13 protein-coding genes are annotated in these 17,061 nt (G+C 61.8%); 1 reads left to right on the top strand and 12 read right to left on the bottom strand.

Going from position 1 to position 17,061, the window contains the following annotated elements; genetic code table 11:
* Position 1 precedes the first annotated feature (1 nt).
* From IF654_RS20285 to urtA, 7 genes are all read right to left on the bottom strand, one after another.
* Positions 2-304: an urease subunit gamma gene (locus IF654_RS20285; RefSeq protein WP_047273174.1), complete on the bottom strand. Its 303-nt coding sequence runs from the start codon at positions 302-304 to the stop codon at positions 2-4.
* A gap of 71 nt (positions 305-375) precedes the next feature.
* Complete coding sequence (locus tag IF654_RS20280) at positions 376-1,215, bottom strand: urease accessory protein UreD (RefSeq protein ID WP_194862112.1); 840 nt, start codon at positions 1,213-1,215, stop codon at positions 376-378.
* A gap of 33 nt (positions 1,216-1,248) precedes the next feature.
* On the bottom strand, positions 1,249-1,947 hold the full coding sequence (gene urtE / locus IF654_RS20275; RefSeq protein WP_047279963.1) for an urea ABC transporter ATP-binding subunit UrtE: 699 nt from the start codon (positions 1,945-1,947) through the stop codon (positions 1,249-1,251).
* Between the two features lie 40 nt (positions 1,948-1,987).
* Positions 1,988-2,833: an urea ABC transporter ATP-binding protein UrtD gene (gene urtD, locus IF654_RS20270; protein ID WP_083332990.1), complete on the bottom strand. Its 846-nt coding sequence runs from the start codon at positions 2,831-2,833 to the stop codon at positions 1,988-1,990.
* Positions 2,830-3,909, bottom strand: coding sequence for an urea ABC transporter permease subunit UrtC (urtC, locus tag IF654_RS20265; protein WP_194862113.1), 1,080 nt, complete (start codon positions 3,907-3,909; stop codon positions 2,830-2,832). Before urtC ends, urtD begins: the two co-directional genes overlap by 4 nt.
* Positions 3,909-5,411 (bottom strand): urea ABC transporter permease subunit UrtB, encoded by a 1,503-nt coding sequence (urtB, locus tag IF654_RS20260; RefSeq protein ID WP_094987586.1) that lies wholly within the window; start codon positions 5,409-5,411, stop codon positions 3,909-3,911. The genes urtC and urtB overlap by 1 nt, the downstream gene beginning before the upstream one ends.
* Positions 5,412-5,483: 72 nt before the next feature.
* A complete protein-coding gene (gene urtA, locus IF654_RS20255) occupies positions 5,484-6,749 on the bottom strand; it encodes an urea ABC transporter substrate-binding protein (RefSeq protein ID WP_194862114.1) in 1,266 nt (421 codons plus the stop codon).
* A gap of 347 nt (positions 6,750-7,096) precedes the next feature.
* On the opposite strand from urtA, the gene IF654_RS20250 reads away from it, so the two are divergent.
* Complete coding sequence (locus IF654_RS20250) at positions 7,097-10,597, top strand: DUF4329 domain-containing protein (protein WP_194862115.1); 3,501 nt, start codon at positions 7,097-7,099, stop codon at positions 10,595-10,597.
* Here the strand turns inward: IF654_RS20250 and IF654_RS20245 are convergent.
* From IF654_RS20245 to IF654_RS20225, 5 genes are all read right to left on the bottom strand, one after another.
* A complete protein-coding gene (locus IF654_RS20245) occupies positions 10,594-11,604 on the bottom strand; it encodes a FecCD family ABC transporter permease (RefSeq protein WP_047273181.1) in 1,011 nt (336 codons plus the stop codon). The genes IF654_RS20250 and IF654_RS20245 overlap by 4 nt on opposite strands.
* Positions 11,601-12,551: an ABC transporter substrate-binding protein gene (locus IF654_RS20240; RefSeq protein ID WP_047273182.1), complete on the bottom strand. Its 951-nt coding sequence runs from the start codon at positions 12,549-12,551 to the stop codon at positions 11,601-11,603. The genes IF654_RS20245 and IF654_RS20240 overlap by 4 nt, the downstream gene beginning before the upstream one ends.
* Entirely contained in the window at positions 12,548-13,336 is a 789-nt protein-coding gene (locus IF654_RS20235) for an ABC transporter ATP-binding protein (protein WP_047282019.1), read from the bottom strand. The genes IF654_RS20240 and IF654_RS20235 overlap by 4 nt, the downstream gene beginning before the upstream one ends.
* A gap of 18 nt (positions 13,337-13,354) precedes the next feature.
* Positions 13,355-15,481, bottom strand: a complete 2,127-nt coding sequence (locus IF654_RS20230) for a TonB-dependent receptor (protein WP_094987584.1) — start codon at positions 15,479-15,481, stop codon at positions 13,355-13,357.
* 161 nt (positions 15,482-15,642) lie between these two features.
* Positions 15,643-17,019 carry a PepSY-associated TM helix domain-containing protein gene (locus tag IF654_RS20225; RefSeq protein WP_047273185.1) on the bottom strand — a complete coding sequence of 459 codons (1,377 nt, stop codon included), beginning with the start codon at positions 17,017-17,019 and terminating at the stop codon, positions 15,643-15,645.
* Between the last annotated feature and the right edge of the window lie 42 nt (positions 17,020-17,061).

Raw genomic sequence — 17,061 nt, 5'->3', positions numbered from 1 at the left:
CTCAGGCGATGGGTTGATGGACAGTGACCAGCTTGGTGCCGTCCGGGAAGGTCGCTTCGACCTGAATGTCGGGGATCATTTCCGGGATGCCTTCCATGACCTGCTCGCGTGTCAGCAGGGTGGTGCCTTCATGCATCAGCTGGGCCACCGTTTTGCCGTCGCGTGCGCCTTCCAGCAAGGCGGCCGAGATGAAGGCGATGGTTTCCGGGTAATTGAGTTTTACGCCGCGCGCCAACCTTCGTTCAGCCAGCAGGCCAGCGGTGAAGATCATCATCTTGTCTTTTTCGCGGGGGGTCAGGTCCATGTCAGGGTCCGTGTTCGGCAGTTAAAAAGTAGCGGAGCGTTTGCTCTGTCCGTAACAACTGTAACGGTGCTTCAGGTACTCCAGATTCTCGGCGCAAGCGCTTCACGGCCCAGCAACGCGGGGCGCAGCAGTCGCCACAGATCAATCAGCCAGCCGCGTGCCTGGAAGGCTTCGCCCGCCAGGCAGCGGGCTACCAGCAGACCCGGCAGTTGGGTCAGGTCGCCGCGTACCGGGTGAGGCAATGAGCGACAGGCGTCGAGCAGTTCGGGGCTGACGTCTCCGGTCACCAGCAGCGTCGCAAACACCGGGTTGCCGTCCAGCCCGATGGGCGAGTCCAGCAGACCGTCGCCGCCTACAATGCGCTGGCGCTCATGCCAGAGCAACTGGCCATCGCGGCGAATATCCAGGTGCGACTGGAAGTGCCCGCGCTCGAACCGTTCGCCGCTGGCCTGCCTGCCCAGCGCAATCATGTCCCAGTAAAACAGCCGCGCATCGCCTTGCAGCTCGATGCGGGTGCTCAGTTCGGCCTGGGCCGAGCTGAAGACGATGGTTTCCTGGGGCAACCATTCCAGCGTGGCCCCCGCTGCGACCGTTAACTCAATGCGTTGATAGGCCGGGCCTGCCGCGCGATACCACTTGGCCGCGCCGGGGCTGGTCAGTTGAGCCCAGGCATCTGGGCCGACGCTGGCGCGAATGTCGAGCTGATCGCCACCGGCAATGCCGCCGGGCGGGTGCACGATGATGTGTTGGCACACCTGCGGCCCTTCGGCGTACAGGTGTTTTTGCACGCGCAAGGGGCCGCAGTGACGGCGAAAGGTCGGGCGCGTGCTGTCGCCAAAACGCCCATAGCCCAGCTCCAGCTCGGCGAGCCAGTGGGGGGTGAACAGGGCGGTGTTGGCGGGTAGATTCATGGGGGGCTCAGCCAGGTAACAAAGAGTTACAGATTAAATCGTCACGAGGCCGCGCACACCGTCTGTTTGCATATTTTCACCGCGGCCTTGCTGAATGATTTCGCCCCGTGACATCACCAAGTATTGATCGGCCAGTTCTTCGGCAAAGTCGTAAAACTGTTCCACCAGCAAAATCGCCATGTCCCCGCGTGCGGCCAGTTGCTTGATGACCGCGCCGATTTCCTTGATGACCGAGGGTTGGATGCCTTCGGTGGGTTCGTCGAGGATCAACAACCGTGGGCGGCTGGCCAGTGCGCGGCCAATCGCCAGCTGTTGTTGCTGGCCCCCGGACAAGTCGCCGCCGCGTCGATGCTTCATCTCCAGTAGCACCGGAAACAGTTCGTAAATGAACGCCGGTACGGCTTTGGCCTCGGCGCCGGGGAAACGCGACAGGCCCATCAACAGGTTTTCTTCCACGGTCAGGCGCCCGAAAATCTCCCGGCCCTGAGGCACGTAGGCAATCCCGGCATGCACCCGTTGGTGAGGTTTGAGCGAGGTGATGGTCTGGCCTTCCCATTGCACGTCGCCTTCCTTGACGGGCAGCAAGCCCATCAGGCACTTGAGCAGGGTGGTTTTGCCGACGCCGTTTCGGCCCAGCAGGCACGTGACCTCACCGACGCTGACGGCAAACGACAGCCCGCGCAGGATGTGGCTGCCGCCGTAGAACTGATGCAGTTTTTCAACCTTCAACATGTGTGTCCCCTTTTGACGGCGCCGCTGCGGGCCCGATGACTCAACGACCCAGATACACCTCAATCACGCGTTCATCGGCTTGCACGTGTTCCAGCGACCCCTCGGCCAGCACGCTGCCCTGATGCAACACGGTGACGTGGTCGGCAATCGAGCCCACGAAGCCCATGTCGTGTTCCACGACCATCAGCGAATGCTTGCCCGCCAGGCTTTTGAACAGCTCGGCGGTGAACTCGGTTTCAGCGTCGGTCATGCCGGCCACCGGCTCGTCCAACAGCAATAACGCCGGGTCTTGCACCAGCAACATGCCGATTTCCAGAAACTGCTTTTGCCCGTGGGACAGCAGCCCGGCCGGGCGATGCGGCGCGTGGGCGAGGCGCAGGGTGTGCAGGACCTCGTCGATGCGATCTTTTTGTTCGCCCGTCAGTGTGGCGCGCAAGCTGGCCCACACCGACTTGTCGGTTTTTTGCGCCAGCTCCAGGTTCTCGAACACGCTCAGCGCTTCGAAAACCGTGGGTTTCTGGAACTTGCGGCCAATTCCCGACTGGGCGATCTGCACTTCGCTCATCTGCCGCAGGTCGAGGGTTTCACCAAACCAGGCCTGGCCTTCGGTGGGGCGCGTCTTGCCGGTAATGACGTCCATCATCGTGGTCTTGCCTGCGCCGTTAGGGCCGATGATGCAGCGCAACTCACCGACGCCGATGTACAGGTTCAGGTTGTTAAGGGCCTTGAAGCCATCAAAGCTGACGCTGATGCCTTCCAGGGTCAGGATTGTGCTGTGGCGGGTGTTGAGCCCCGTGCCAGCGGCCTGCCCCAGACCGATGGCATCGCGGCTGCTGCCCTGATCCTTGTTGGGTTCGAGCATGGGTTCGAGCAACACATTTCTCATTGATCACCCCTTTTGTGCCACAGCCCGATGACGCCCTTGGGCAGGTACAGCGTGACGACGATAAACAGCGCGCCGAGGAAAAACAGCCAGTATTCGGGGAACGCTACGGTGAACCAGCTTTTCATGCCGTTGACCACGCCCGCGCCCAGCAGCGGGCCAATCAGCGTGCCGCGCCCGCCCAGCGCCACCCACACCGCCGCTTCAATGGAGTTGGTGGGCGACATTTCGCCGGGGTTGATGATCCCCACTTGCGGCACGTACAGCGCGCCAGCCAGGCCACACAGCACCGCGCTCAACACCCATACGAACAGCTTGAAACCGCGCGGGTCGTAGCCGCAGAACATCAGGCGGTTTTCGGCATCGCGCACGGCGGTCAGCACGCGCCCGAACTTGCTGCGTGCCAGGCGCCAGCCGAGGAACAGGCTGCTGACCAACAGCACCACGGTGGCGAAAAACAACGCTGCACGGGTCGCGGGCTCGGTGATGCCGAAGCCCATGATTGTTCGAAAGTGAGTGAAGCCGTTGTTGCCGCCAAAGCCGGTCTCGTTGCGAAAAAACAGCAGCATCCCGGCGAAGGTCAGGGCTTGGGTCATGATCGAGAAGTACACGCCCTTGATCCGTGAGCGGAAAGCAAAGAACCCGAACACCAGCGCCAGCAAGCCTGGCGCCAGCACCACCAGGCACATGGCCCACCAGAAGTGATCGGTGCCCACCCAGTACCACGGCAGCTCGGTCCATGACAGGAAGGTCATGAAAGCCGGCAGCTCATCGCCCGACGCCTGACGCATCAGGTACATGCCCATGGCGTAGCCGCCGAGCGCGAAGAACAGGCCGTGGCCCAAGGACAGCATGCCCGCGTAGCCCCACACCAGGTCCAGTGCCAGGGCGACGATGGCGTAACACAGGATTTTGCCGACCAGCGTCAGGGTATACGCCGACACGTGCAGCGGGCTGTCGGCAGGCAGCAACGACAGCGCCGGCAACGCCAGCAGGATCACTAGCGCGATCACGCCGATCAGCGCCGTAGCAGTCGGTCCGGCTTTTTGTGTTGCGGTGATTAGCAATGGCTGGTTCATCAGTCGATCACCCGTCCTTTAAGCGCGAAAAGGCCTTGCGGGCGTTTCTGAATGAACAGAATGATCAGCCCCAGGATAAGGATTTTGCCGAGCACCGCACCGATCTGCGGTTCCAGGATTTTGTTCGCGATGCCCAGTCCCAACGCCGCGTACACCGTGCCCGCCAATTGCCCAACACCGCCCAGCACCACCACCAAAAACGAATCGATGATGTAGCCCTGGCCCAGATCGGGGCCGACGTTGCCGATCTGGCTCAGGGCCACGCCGCCCAGCCCGGCAATGCCCGAGCCGAGGCCGAAGGCGAGCATGTCCACGCGCCCGGTGGGCACGCCACAGCAGGCGGCCATGTTGCGGTTTTGGGTGACGGCGCGGACGTTGAGGCCCAGACGGGTTTTGTTCAACAACAGCCAGGTGAGCCACACCACCGCCAGCGCGAAGACGATGATGACCAGCCGGTTGTACGGCAGCACCAGGTTGGGCAATACCTGAACGCCGCCCGACAGCCACGCCGGGTTGGCCACTTCGACGTTCTGCGCGCCAAACAGCAGGCGCACCAGTTGAATCAGGATCAGGCTGATGCCCCAAGTCGCGAGCAGGGTTTCCAGCGGTCGCCCGTAGAGGTGACGAATGATCGTGCGCTCCAGCACCATGCCCACCCCGGCCGTGACGAAAAACGCCACGGGCAGCGCCAGCAGCGGGTAGAACTCGATGGCGGCGGGTGCAAAACGCTGGACCAGCACCTGCACGCAGTACGTGGCGTAAGCGCCGAGCATCAGCATTTCGCCGTGGGCCATGTTGATCACGCCCAACAGACCGAACGTGATTGCCAGCCCGAGGGCCGCCAGCAGCAGGATCGAGCCCAGTGACAGGCCGCTGAACGCCTGGCCCAGCAGATCGCCGATCAGCAACTGGCGCGTGACTTGCGCCAGGCTGGTTTCGGCGGCGGTGCGTACGCCGGCATCGGTTTCGACGTCCGGTTGCAGCAAGGTTTCAAGTCGGGTACGGGCCAACGGTTCGCCGGTTTCGCCCAGCAGGCGCACCGCCGCCAGCCGCACGGCGGGGTCGGCGTCCACCAGTTGCAGGTTGGCCAATGCAAGGCTCAGGGCGGTGCGTACCCCCTCATCGGTTTCGAGGGTCAGGCGACGATTGAGCAGTGCGAGCTGGGCAGGGCGGGCCGTTTTTTGCAGCTGTTGCGCGGCGCTCAGGCGCTGTGTGGGGTCCGCCGCCAGCAGTTGATGGCTGGCCAGTGCGGTCTCGATCAAGCTGCGCAGGCGGTTGTTCAGGCGCACGGTTTTAGGCTGGCCATCGACGATCAATTGGCCGTTCTGTAACCCGCTGAGCAGTGTGGTTCGCGCAGGCTCGGGTTGGGCGGCCCAGCCCTCCAGCAACGCGACCTGTGTGGGCAGGCTGGCGGCGGCAAAGTCGCTGGCGTCATCGGCCTGCGCACCCAACGGCACGAGCAGCAGGCAGGCGACGATAAAGCGGTAAAAGGCAGTGGGCATCGTGTGCGTCCCTGTAAGCGCGGCGTCCTCTCCCTCCCCGAAGGTCGAGGGGAAGAGGGGCCTTTGACGGTGTTATTGACCTTTCACCGGGTGATCCGGTTTTTTGTCGTTGCCCGGGAGATACGGGCTCCACGGCTGGGCACGGATCGGGCCGTCGGTTTGCCATACCACGCTGAACTGCCCGTCCGGCTGGATTTCACCGATCATCACCGGCTTGTGCAGGTGATGGTTGGTGGCGTCCATGGTCAGGGTGTAGCCCGAAGGCGCGGCAAAGCTTTGTCCGGCCAGCGCTTCGCGGACCTTGTCCACGTCGGTGGACTTGGCTTTCTCCGCGGCCTGCGCCCACAAGTGAATGCCGACGTAGGTGGCCTCCATCGGGTCGTTGGTCACGGCTTTGTCGGCGCCCGGCAGGTTGTGTTGTTTGGCGTAGGCCTTCCAGTCGGCCACGAATTTCTGGTTGACCGGGTTTTCCACCGACTGGAAGTAGTTCCACGCTGCCAGGTTGCCTACCAGCGGTTTGGTGTCGATGCCGCGCAGTTCTTCTTCGCCTACCGAGAACGCAATTACCGGCACGTCGGTGGCTTTAATGCCCTGGTTGGCCAGCTCTTTATAGAACGGCACGTTGGAGTCGCCGTTGACGGTTGAAATCACCGCCGTCTTGCCCCCGGCCGAGAACTTTTTGAGGTTGGACACGATGGTCTGGTAGTCGCTGTGGCCGAACGGGGTGTAGACCTCGTCGATGTCTTTATCCGCTACGCCTTTGGTGTGAAGGAAGGCGCGCAGGATTTTGTTGGTGGTGCGCGGGTACACGTAGTCGGTGCCCAGCAGCACGAAGCGTTTGGCGCTGCCGCCGTCTTCGCTCATCAGGTACTCGACGGCCGGGATGGCCTGTTGGTTCGGCGCGGCGCCGGTGTAGAACACGTTGGGCGACATTTCTTCGCCTTCGTATTGCACCGGGTAGAACAGCAAACCGTTGAGTTCTTCAAACACGGGCAATACCGACTTGCGCGACACCGAGGTCCAGCAGCCGAACACCACGGCGACCTTGTCTTGCGTCAGTAACTGGCGCCCCTTCTCGGCGAACAACGGCCAGTTCGAGGCGGGGTCGACCACGACGGCTTCAAGCTGCTTGCCGTTCACGCCGCCCTTGGCATTGATCTCATCAATGGTCATCAACGCCATGTCTTTGAGCGACGTTTCGGAGATCGCCATGGTGCCGGACAGCGAGTGCAGAATGCCGACCTTGATGGTCTCGGCTGCCTGCACCGTCCAGGTCATGCCCATGGCAACGATGGAGGCTGTGAGGGTGAAAGCTTTGATCAAGTGACGACGCTGCATGGTGCGATCTCCAGAGTTCTGATGGTTGGCGAGCCAATACCTGCACTGACAAGGGCTATAGCAAGGGCTGTGCCGGATTGGTCGGTGCCTCTGAAACCGGGGTTTGCACACAAAATGTGCTTTTTTTCGCACCATCAGAGCGCCCGTCAGGGCTGGCGGTGCACGCGAGTGCGCCGCCTTGGTGCCTGGCACGGGAGACGGGCACCGGCTGCGAAGGGACGTCTGAACGGGGGCGTTTGAGACGCGCGGGATTTTATTATTTAAATATGACCTCCCTTCGGGGCGGCTCCTGATGATGTGGAAGCGCGACCGCGTTGCGCTAAATCATCTGAATCAGGAGAGTGAACGTGAGCCAATTTTTCCACGAGCGCATCGAGCGCGGCACGGCCGCGAAAACGGTGCCGCTGCCCGCCTTAAGCCCGGCGTTTGCGTATGCCGATGATGCGGCCCGTTTCGCCCACGAAATGATTGGCGATCGACGTGAGGGCGAGTACGGCGGAGTCATCCTGCAACACCATGACGGAAAGTTTTTCGCCACGTTACCCGTCAAGGGTGAGAGCAGGATGTTCTCTCACGAGCTGGTGCTGTCGACAGACGCCGACAATAATTTTTTGCACCCCCCCGGTTATACCTGCCATGCGTTCTATCACTCGCACCCCAACAACTACGCCGAGGTGAAGCGGTATTTTGCGCAGTGGTCAAAAGAGTCGGTCGAGACGTCGATGAACTTCTTCTCACCCCCCGATGTGGTGTTCACCGTGGGCATGCGCGGGTTCGCAGGCGTAGGTTATTTATCGGGCCTCAATGGTTCGCTGATCAAATATGTACCCAGCGGGTCCGAGCAAGAGGCCGCGTTGGTGCAGAACTATCAGAAAGGTTTGGTCCGAGCCAAGCAGTTGATCAGTTACGTGCATGAGTTAGCGGCTGTTGGTGAACTCAGCGTGATTCAAACCAATGACATCTGGGGCTGGAAAGTCGGAAAGGTCGACGCAGACTTTAAGATTTACAACCCGGCGACGCTTCCTCAGGGGCCAAACAAGCAGATTCAGCAACCGGCCTACAGCCCCGTGTTTTCAAGCCTGCTGGATGCGGTGAAATACACTCGGCTGCGCCTGTACCAACAACCTGAACAGCAGTTCGGCTACCTCCTCAAGTACAAGGATCAGGAGCAATACCTGGCGACTGAGCCCGTGCCCGGCGCTGAAAAACTGTTTAAACCTGACGCCGTGTTCACGCTCAACGCAGCGGGGGCTGTGGTCATCCCCCGTAATCTGGATGTGGTGGCCCAGTATTACTGCGACAACCTGTATCACGCGCCGGATCAGGTGCCCGCGCAGCAGCGTCAGGTCTACAAGCGTTTCGTCGAGCCCGACGCCATGGCGCAGGGCATTCGCCTGTCACTGGCCCTTCGGTTTGGGCGGGACGTGGCACCGCTGCCCCTCTACATCACGGTGCGTGACGGCGCCTTGCTTGAGTATCAACCGTCCAGCACGTTGGCCGAAGAACCTTATATGCGAACGCTCAGCCTGGCTGAAGGGGGTGGGCTGGCGATCAAGCGTGACCTGCTGGGCGGCCACGTTACCCCCACGGCCTATGTCCATCGGCTGGCGCAAATGGGGACGCTGAAGGTGCTGTACCACAGCGATCTGTGGGGGTTGCCAGGCACGGTCGATCAACACTGGACGCCTTATGCGCGCCTGAGTCGCAGGGCCTTGAGCCCGTCTTTTTTAACGATGGATGACGCTGCCCGTTATGTTCACCGCAAGATTAAAAAGTCACCGAATGCGGACCGTATCTTCGGAGGGTTGATATTTCAGCGCCTCGACCAGCGCTTTGTGGCCACCGAGCCGTTGGCGGGTCGCGGTGAGACCTTTGATCCTTACGGCATCATCCCCGCTGAACGCCTTGACCTGACCCCCACGGGCGGAACCATTGTGGGTTTTTACCATTCTCATCGGCCGCAAGACTCGATGTTGTTGCCGCCGGGTGTCGAACAACAGCTCTACGCGGACATGCTGGAACCCCATGAAGTGTGTGCCGCCATCCAGGACCGTGACTGGGCGCCGGTGCGCTTTCTGTCGACCCCGCAAGGCGCGTTGCTCAAATACGTGCCCAGTGGCACTGACCGGGAAAAGAAATTCCTTGCTCGCGTCGCCCCCCCGGTGAGCAACCCTGAAAACGTGCGGCACAACGCGCTGCAACTCAAGTTGCGCACGCATACGCTCAAGGCCACCGAATACGTGGGGCAGATCGTGCGCACCGGTGATTTGTATGTGGTGGAAGGCAACACCCTTTGGGGCAATCCGGGCAAGGTCACGACCCACTGGAAGCCTTCACCTGAACCGGCACCCGTGCCACTGGCGACCGAGCAGCCCGCCTTAAGCCCGGTGTTTACCCAGGCGCAGGATGCGGCGCGCTATGCCCACCACCGCATGGGGGCGCGCACGAAGCGCCAGTTCGGTTTTATTCTCAAGAGTGTTCACAGCGAAGAGTTTGTCGCGACGTACCCGCTCGAAGGTGGCGGTCTGGGGCTGGATCGGGTGTTCCCCCGCAAACCCTCCGAGCGCGACAACACACTGCCCGGCGATTTCAAAATCCATGGGGTTTACCTGGGAACGCCCGCGACGTATTTCTCATCACCCTCGCACGTGAAGGACGTGCGCAACCTCAATACGCTGCTGGGGTTTGTGACCCCTGACGATTTTGCCGACGCGCTGGGTCTGGTGAACCTGGTCAAACAGCAGCGGGGCGCGTTCACGGGCGACGTGCCGCTGTACCTGTCGACTAACGACGGCGCGTTGCTCAGCTATGTGCCGGTCAACCTGTGGGCACAGCTGACCTCCGGTCTGTTTGGTTCTTGGGGCCGCCCGTTACTGACGCAGATCCTGAACGGTGAATTGCACGTGACGGAGTACGTGCATCAGGTGGCGGCCAACGGCCAACTGGAGGTCGTAATAAAGAGCGCCCTGTGGAATGCACCGGGGCACGTTACGCAACAGTGGGTGCCTTATAAAAAGGCGGCGGCGATGCCGTTTCCGGCCACCCGACGCTTCCCGCTCAGCCCGGTGTTTGCCCACCCCGATGACGCCGCCCGCTATGTGCACGCGCACATCCCGCACCCCAACCAGTTGAATGTGGTCGCCGCCATTCTGGGCAAGGCCGACTACAACACCTATGTCGCCATTGAGCCGAACTCGGGCGGGGAAGTGGCCAATGCGCCGCAAACCCTGCTGTTCACCCACAAGCACGTGGACGGCCAGTTGCACCCGGTGCCGCTGTTTGCCGCCGGGTATTCGCGCAAGCACCTGCTGTTTTCGCGGGCGTATTCATCGCAGGCGGGTTACAGCGCGCTTGAAAATAACTTGCTGAACAACATGTTCTGGCCAGTGGATATTTGCTACGCCACCCGCCTGCTAAAAACCTATGACAGTGACAACAGTTTTGAGGTGATCTACCACTCGACCAATGATGGCGCCCTGCTCAAATACCGGCGCGGCGCGACCCTGGCGACGCAGCAACTGTGTGAGTCCATCAGCGGCTCAAACCTGACCTATGAGGGGTACTTTGCCGAGAACTATGAACCTGACCGCACCACTCGCCGTTACTACGAAAAGGCGCCCGAGCCTCAAAAGCCCGTCGAGCTGCTGACCCGCGTTCTCAATACGGGGCAACTGAGCGTGATTACGGTCAGCCGCACTTGGCCGAACAAGGGCGAGGTGCAGCACACCTTGACGATCAACATCGAGCCTGCACCGGGGTTGTTCGAGTGGGACGATCCTCGCAAGGTGCAACTGGTGCCCACCAACGGCGCGGACACGCCTTCCGCGCCCTGGCATGACGAGCTTTAGCGTTTGCGCATCAGGCCAATAAAAAACAACCCGCCAATCGCCGCCGTCGCCACGCCGATGGGCAGGTCTTCAGGGGCGATCAGGGTGCGGGCCGCGACGTCGACCCAGACCAGAAACACACTGCCCAGCAGCGCTGAGACCGGCAGCAAGCGGCGATGTTCTGCACCCACCAGACGGCGGGCAATGTGCGGGATCATCAAGCCGACAAAACCAATCGAACCGCTGATGGCCACCAGTACGCCGGTCATTAGCGAGGCGATCAGAAACACCCGCAGGCGCACGTTGCGTGCATTCAGGCCGAGGGTGACGGCGGTTTGTTCGCCCGCCATCAGGGCATTCAGCGGGCGGGCCATGCCCAACAGCAGCACCAGCCCCAGCAACACGCTGGCGCCGGGGATGGCCAGCAGTTCCCAGCGCGCCAGCCCCAGACCGCCGAGCATCCAGAACAGCACGGCGGAACTGGCGCGGTGGTCGCCCAAAAACAGCAAGGTGTTGGCCACGGCCATCATCACAAACGACACCGCCACGCCGCATAACAGCAGGCGGTCACTGTCCAGTCGGCCCTGACGGCTGGCGATGACCAATACCAGCAGCATGCTCAGCAACGCGCCAATAAAGGCCGCGATGGGCAGGGTCAGTAAACCGATGATCTCGCCCACGTGCAGCACCACGATCACGGCGCCCAAGGTGGCGCCGCTGGTGACGCCCAGCAGGTGCGGGTCCGCCAGCGGGTTGCGGGTCACGGCTTGCAGCACCGCGCCGATCAAGGCCAGCCCGGCCCCGACCAGCGCACCCAGCAGCATGCGCGGCACCCGTATCAGCCACACGATGTGTTCCTGCCCGGCGCTCCAGTTCACCTCGCCAATCCCGAACAGCTTGTGCAGCACGATGTGCCACACCACGTCCACGGGCACCCGCGCCGGGCCGAACCCAAGCGACACGACGCACGAAACCAGCAGCACAGCGCCCAGCCCCAACAGCAATAGCGCATAGCGACGCGCCATCATTGCGGATGAAAGCCTTTGGCCAGGGTCTGGATGGCCAGCACGTTGTCGATACCCGGCGTGGCCTGGACGTAGGGGATGACGATGAAGCGTTTGTGACGGATTGCGTCCACCGATTGCAGCGCGGGGTGGGTTTCCAGGAAGTGCTGTTTCTGTTCGGCCGTCACTTCGCTGTAGTCGACGATCACGATCACCTCGGGATTACGTTCGACCACGGTTTCCCAGTTGATGCGCGTCCAGCTGGCGTCGATGTCGCTGAGGATGTCGTTACCGCCTGCCGCTTCAATCAGCGCGTGCGGGATGCCCAGACGGCCGCTGGTCATGGCGCGGTCTTCACCGCTGTCATACAGGAAGACCCGCGGTTTTGAGGCGGGAAGGGTCTTTTGCACCTCAGAAATTTCTTGCTGCATGTGAGCGATCAGCGCGTTGGCACGGTCCTGCACGTCGAAGATTTTGCCGAGGTTGCGCAGGTCGTTGTAGGTGTCTTCCATGCTGGCTGGCGGGCGCTTCATGACAAACGCGCAAGACTCGGTCAGCTCGTACACATTGATGCCCAGCGGTGTCAGGGTCTGGGGAGTCAGGTCGCCGCCCACACGCATGCCGTAGTCCCAGCCGGCAAAGAAGAAATCCACATTGGCATTGAGCAACGTTTCAACGGACGGGTACTTGCTCGCCAGTTCGGGCAGGCCGTCGAGGATCACCTTCATTTGCGGGGTGACGGCCTTCCAGCCGCTGATGCCGCTGTAACCGGTCATGTGCGGCTTCAGGCCGAGGGCCAGCATCATGTGCGTCATGTTGATGTCATGACTGACGGCATGCTTGGGGGCTTCATTGAAGGTCACGTCACGGTTGCAGCTTTGGATCGTCAGCGGGTAGCGGGTGGCGTCGGCCTGGGCCAGTTGAGTGCCGAACACAGCGCAGACGCAGAGAACGAGGCGGATCAGGTTCATGGTTGGGTTATCCAGGTGATGCGCGGGTAGCCGGCCAGCGGATGTTCATCGATCAGGGCGTCGACGCCAAACACCTCGCGCAGCAGGGTGACGGTCAGCACCTCGCGAGGCGTGCCGCTGGCAACGATTTTGCCGTGGTCGATCACATACAGGCGGTCGCAAAAAGCGGCGGCGAGGTTCAGGTCATGGATGCTGGCGAGGGTGCCGATGTTCAGGCGTTTAACCAATTGCAGCAGTTGCAGTTGATAGCGCGGGTCGAGGTGATTGGTCGGCTCGTCGAGGATCAGCAGGTCCGGTTGCTGGGTCAGGGCGCGGGCCAGAATCACACGCTGTTTTTCACCGCCCGACAGGGTGGCAAACGCGTGGTCTTCAAAGCCCTGCAAGCCCACGGACGCGAGGGCGTTTTGCGCCAACTGGCGGTCGGTGACAGTGTCGCCGTCAAACAGCCCTTTGTGCGGGGTGCGGCCCATGGCGACCACTTCATCGACGGTCAGGCCAAAGGCATCGGGGAATTCTTGCAACACCACGGCAATGCGTTGCGCGCTCCAGCGGGGGGATTGTTGCCACAGGTTGTGTTGCTCAAGGTGAACGGTGCCGGCTTCGGGCTTGCTGAAGCGGTAGGCGCACCGCAGCAGGCTGGTTTTGCCGCTGCCATTGGGCCCGATCAACCCCACGAACTCGCCGGCGGCCACGTGCAGGTTGGCGTCACGCAGGTGGAACTGGTGATGACAATGACCGTGCCCCAGGGGGGACCAGGCGAGTTGCGTGAGGGTGAGGCGCGGCATAAGTGTCCAGGTCAAACGTTAAAAGGCGTAATCGGCCGTCACAAAGAACGAGCGCGGCTCGCCCATGATCCATTGCTGGCCGCCATTGTATTGGGTTACGGCGTACTGGCGATTAAACAAATTATTCAACCGCACGCCCAGGGTGGTGTTCGGCAGGGCGTGCCAGCTCACCGTGGCGTCTACCACGGTGTAGCTCGGCAGTTCGACGCTGTTGGCCGTGTCGGCGTAACGCGCATCGACATAGCGCACTCCGGCGCCTGCGTTCACGTCGTCGGTGATGACCTTGCTCACCCACAGGTTGGCGGTGCGACGGGGGACGTCGGTGGGGCGGTTGCCTTTGCGCGATACGCCGTCTTCGTTGAAGGTGTCGTATTGCGCCCGCACGATCGAGGCGTTGGCTTGCAGCGCCCAGCGGTTCGGCAGTTGCAGGTCGAGGCTGGCTTCCAGACCGTTTGACGATTGCTCGCCCACTTGCAGGGTGCGAGTGACGTTCGCGGGGTCAGTGGTCAGCAAATCCTTTTTGACAATGTGATACGCCGCCAGCGTCCATTCGCCCCGCTGGTCCCAGAACATCTGCTTGAAACCGACCTCGGTCTGACGCGCATGGGCCAGACCGTAGTCTTGCTGGCTCTGACTCAGGCTGATCAACCCGCCGACGCCATCCACGCTGGTGGCCTGCTGGGCATAGAGCGACATGTCCGGGGTCAGTTCATAGACCAGGCCGACTTTCCAGCTGTTGGCGGACAGGCCACGGTCGCTGCGGGTGGTGTCGCCGTTTTCGGCGAAATCATCGCGATCCAGGTGCACGATGTCGCGGCGCACGCCGGTGACCAGCGACAGTTGGTCGGTCAGCTCAGTGCGGTTTTCGGCGAACAGCGACACCTGCTGCGTCGTGCTGGTGAATTGATCGCGGTACGGCGAAGCACTCTCGAACTGGCCCCGGTTTGGGTGGTACAGATCGACAGGTTGGCCGTTGGGGGCGACATCGTCATACGGCGCATTGCTGTGCAGGCTGAAGTGGATGCGGTTGTAGTCCATGCCCACCAGGGTTTTGCTGTTGAGGCCGAACAGGTCGTGATTGAGGGTGAAGGTCTGACGGTCACCGAGTTGTTCCTGATCGTGCTTGATGCTGAAAAACCCGCTACGCAACAGGCTTTGGCTGGCCTGGTCCCACGCATGGTTTTCGGCGTTCTGCCAGCGCCGCTGGGCTTTCAAGTAATACAGTTCGTTGCTGGCGCTCAGGGTGTCGCTGATCTGCCATTCGGTGTTCAGGCGCGTCCACTGATCGTTGTAGTGCAGTTTGGCGTCGCGCACGTTGTAGTTTTTGTCGCGCAGACCCTTGTGGTAACGGCCGTTGATCAACGGCACGCCAAAGTCGTTTTGCGGTTGCTGGTCGCCGTAGTCGTGGCTCAGCGTGAAGGCCAGGTCATCCGTGGCCTGCCAGCGCAGGGCGGCGCTGATGAAGGTGTTTTCTGAATCGCCATGGTCGATCCAGCCGTTGCTTTGAGTGTGGTTGATGTTCAACCGGTAGCTCAGGGTGTCTGTCAGTGAGCCACCGCTGTCCAGCGCTTGTTGTCGGGTGTCATAGGACCCGTAGCCGATGCGCACGTGGTTTTCGATGTCGCCACTGAACGGTTTTTTCGGGATCACGTTGATCACCGCGCCTGTCGCGCCTTCGCCATACAGCACGGACGCCGGGCCGCGCAGGACGTCGATGCGTTCCACCGACCAATCGTCAACCGGGAAGGTCACGGTGCCTGCGCCGCTGTACAGGCGCACGCCGTCATACAGCTGCATGACCGAGCCTTCGCCGACGAAACCGCGGGCCGAGTACGCAGAGCCGCCGTTACCCGGTGTGCCGGTGTTGCTGATGCCGGTGGTGCGGGTCACGGCGTCTTGAACGCTGCGATCGCCACGGGCCCGGATCTGCGCGCCGGTCAGGTTTTCGACACTGGCCGGAGTTTGCAGACTGTTGAGGTTCAGGCGCGAACCGGTAGACGTGGCGGTCTTGAGGTCGATGTGGGAGTCATCGGCTTCAGGGGCCGTGATGGTCGCGGCAGGTAGCATCAAGGACGGTGCAGTGTCGTCCGCTTGCGCAGCGGTGACGGTCAGCAGGCAAAGGCTGGAGAACAGGTACTTATTCATCGGGGCAGTGAGTCGCTTTTCAAAGGTATGCCCGCTGCCTCCTGGCGGCGGGTGATGAAGCCTCAATAAAGCGGTTACACATAACCGCCTTAGTGGGTTTTTTATCAGCGCGCCATTATCCCCGAGTCTCTAGCGCGCGGCTCTCGAACTATTCACGTTGGTCATGAGTGCTGCTCACGTTGTGGTTTAGCGCGCATCAGCAATAACAACCGGTCAAGCACCCAGACGGCAATCAAAGACACGCCCACCAGCGGGAACAGCACCGCCAGCCCCAGCATGATCAGCACGCCGGTTTTCCAGGTGGGCAGCGCATGGCGCAGCGGCGGTACGCCCAAGCGGCCTTGTGGGCGACGTTTCCACCAGATCACCAGGCCGCTCACCGAACTGAGCAGAATCATCAGGCACACCAGCAGGATGGCGATCTGGTTCAGTGAGCCGAAGAGTTTTCCTTCGTGCAGCATCACGCCCATTTCAGTGGCGCGGGCGACGTTGCTGTAATGCTGCCAGCGCACATCGGCCAGCACTTGGCCGGTGTATTGATCGACATGCAGGGTGGCATCGTCACGCGGATCGTCAGCGAAGACGGCGACGGTAAAGACGCCTTCGGCGGTGGTCGGCAAGGTGATGCTGTAACCGGGTTCGACGTTGCGCCGGGTGGCGGTGTCGACCACCTGTTGCAGGGTGATGGTCGGCGCGGCCGGGCCACTTGCCTGGGCGCCGTGGCCCATGTGTTCGGCATGGGCGCCCGAGACGGGCATCGGGGTGTTCTCCATTGCCCAGGGCACGGTTTGACGGGCTGCGGTGTTGAGGCTGCGCGCTTCCAGGTCGGATTTGGGGACGTTGTTCCACATGGCCGCCGGGAACTGATTCCACAGGTCGGCGTATTGCTTGCCCCAGAAACCGGTCCAGGTCATGCCGCTGATCAACATAAACAGCAGCAATGCAGCGCCCCAGAAACCGGTGACGGCGTGCAGATCACGCCACAGCACACGCCCGCGACGGGTCAAGCGTGGCCACAGCACGCCTGCCGCCGATTGCCCGCGCGGCCACCACAGGTAAAGCCCGGAAATCACCAGCACCACGCCCCAGCCCGCGGCCAGTTCGACCAGGCGATCGCCCAGCGTGCCGATCATCAACTCGCCGTGCAGCGCTCGGGCCACGGCTTGCAGGTTGAGCTTGGCATCCTGCTCGCCCAGCACCTCGCCGTTGTAGGGGTTGATAAACACGTTCAGCTCGCGCCCGCCGTTATGGATGACAAACTGACCGCTGCGCTGCGGGTTGATCGGGGGCAGGTACTGGCTGATATGCCCCTGTGGATAAGTGGCCTGGACGCGGGTGAGTTGTTCGTCGGCGCTGAGGCTGTGATGACCGGGGCTGACGTTGATCAGGTGGTCGTAGAGCAACGGGTCAAGCTGGGGCTTGAACAGGTAAATGATGCCGGTCAGGGCCAGCAGGATCATGAACGGGGCAACAAACAGCCCGGCGTAGAAATGCCACCGCCAGGCCAGGTTGTAAAAAGAGGGGGTTGGTTGGCTCATGTGAGCGGCTCCGCAAGGTCAGCAATTGTTTTCAGGCATCAC

Source organism: Pseudomonas lundensis (assembly GCF_015377145.2).
Lineage (GTDB): Bacteria > Pseudomonadota > Gammaproteobacteria > Pseudomonadales > Pseudomonadaceae > Aquipseudomonas > Aquipseudomonas lundensis.
This window is presented reverse-complemented; position numbering and strand designations above follow the sequence as displayed.

What these genes read in the sequence shown, in the direction of transcription:
- IF654_RS20285 (WP_047273174.1), bottom strand. Translation starts at nt 304, where the DNA reads ATGGACCTGACCCCCCGCGAAAAAGACAAGATGATGATCTTCACCGCT.
- IF654_RS20280 (WP_194862112.1), bottom strand. Translation starts at nt 1,215, where the DNA reads ATGAATCTACCCGCCAACACCGCCCTGTTCACCCCCCACTGGCTCGCC.
- urtE (WP_047279963.1), bottom strand. Translation starts at nt 1,947, where the DNA reads ATGTTGAAGGTTGAAAAACTGCATCAGTTCTACGGCGGCAGCCACATC.
- urtD (WP_083332990.1), bottom strand. Translation starts at nt 2,833, where the DNA reads ATGAGAAATGTGTTGCTCGAACCCATGCTCGAACCCAACAAGGATCAG.
- urtC (WP_194862113.1), bottom strand. Translation starts at nt 3,909, where the DNA reads ATGAACCAGCCATTGCTAATCACCGCAACACAAAAAGCCGGACCGACT.
- urtB (WP_094987586.1), bottom strand. Translation starts at nt 5,411, where the DNA reads ATGCCCACTGCCTTTTACCGCTTTATCGTCGCCTGCCTGCTGCTCGTG.
- urtA (WP_194862114.1), bottom strand. Translation starts at nt 6,749, where the DNA reads ATGCAGCGTCGTCACTTGATCAAAGCTTTCACCCTCACAGCCTCCATC.
- IF654_RS20245 (WP_047273181.1), bottom strand. Translation starts at nt 11,604, where the DNA reads ATGATGGCGCGTCGCTATGCGCTATTGCTGTTGGGGCTGGGCGCTGTG.
- IF654_RS20240 (WP_047273182.1), bottom strand. Translation starts at nt 12,551, where the DNA reads ATGAACCTGATCCGCCTCGTTCTCTGCGTCTGCGCTGTGTTCGGCACT.
- IF654_RS20235 (WP_047282019.1), bottom strand. Translation starts at nt 13,336, where the DNA reads ATGCCGCGCCTCACCCTCACGCAACTCGCCTGGTCCCCCCTGGGGCAC.
- IF654_RS20230 (WP_094987584.1), bottom strand. Translation starts at nt 15,481, where the DNA reads ATGAATAAGTACCTGTTCTCCAGCCTTTGCCTGCTGACCGTCACCGCT.
- IF654_RS20225 (WP_047273185.1), bottom strand. Translation starts at nt 17,019, where the DNA reads ATGAGCCAACCAACCCCCTCTTTTTACAACCTGGCCTGGCGGTGGCAT.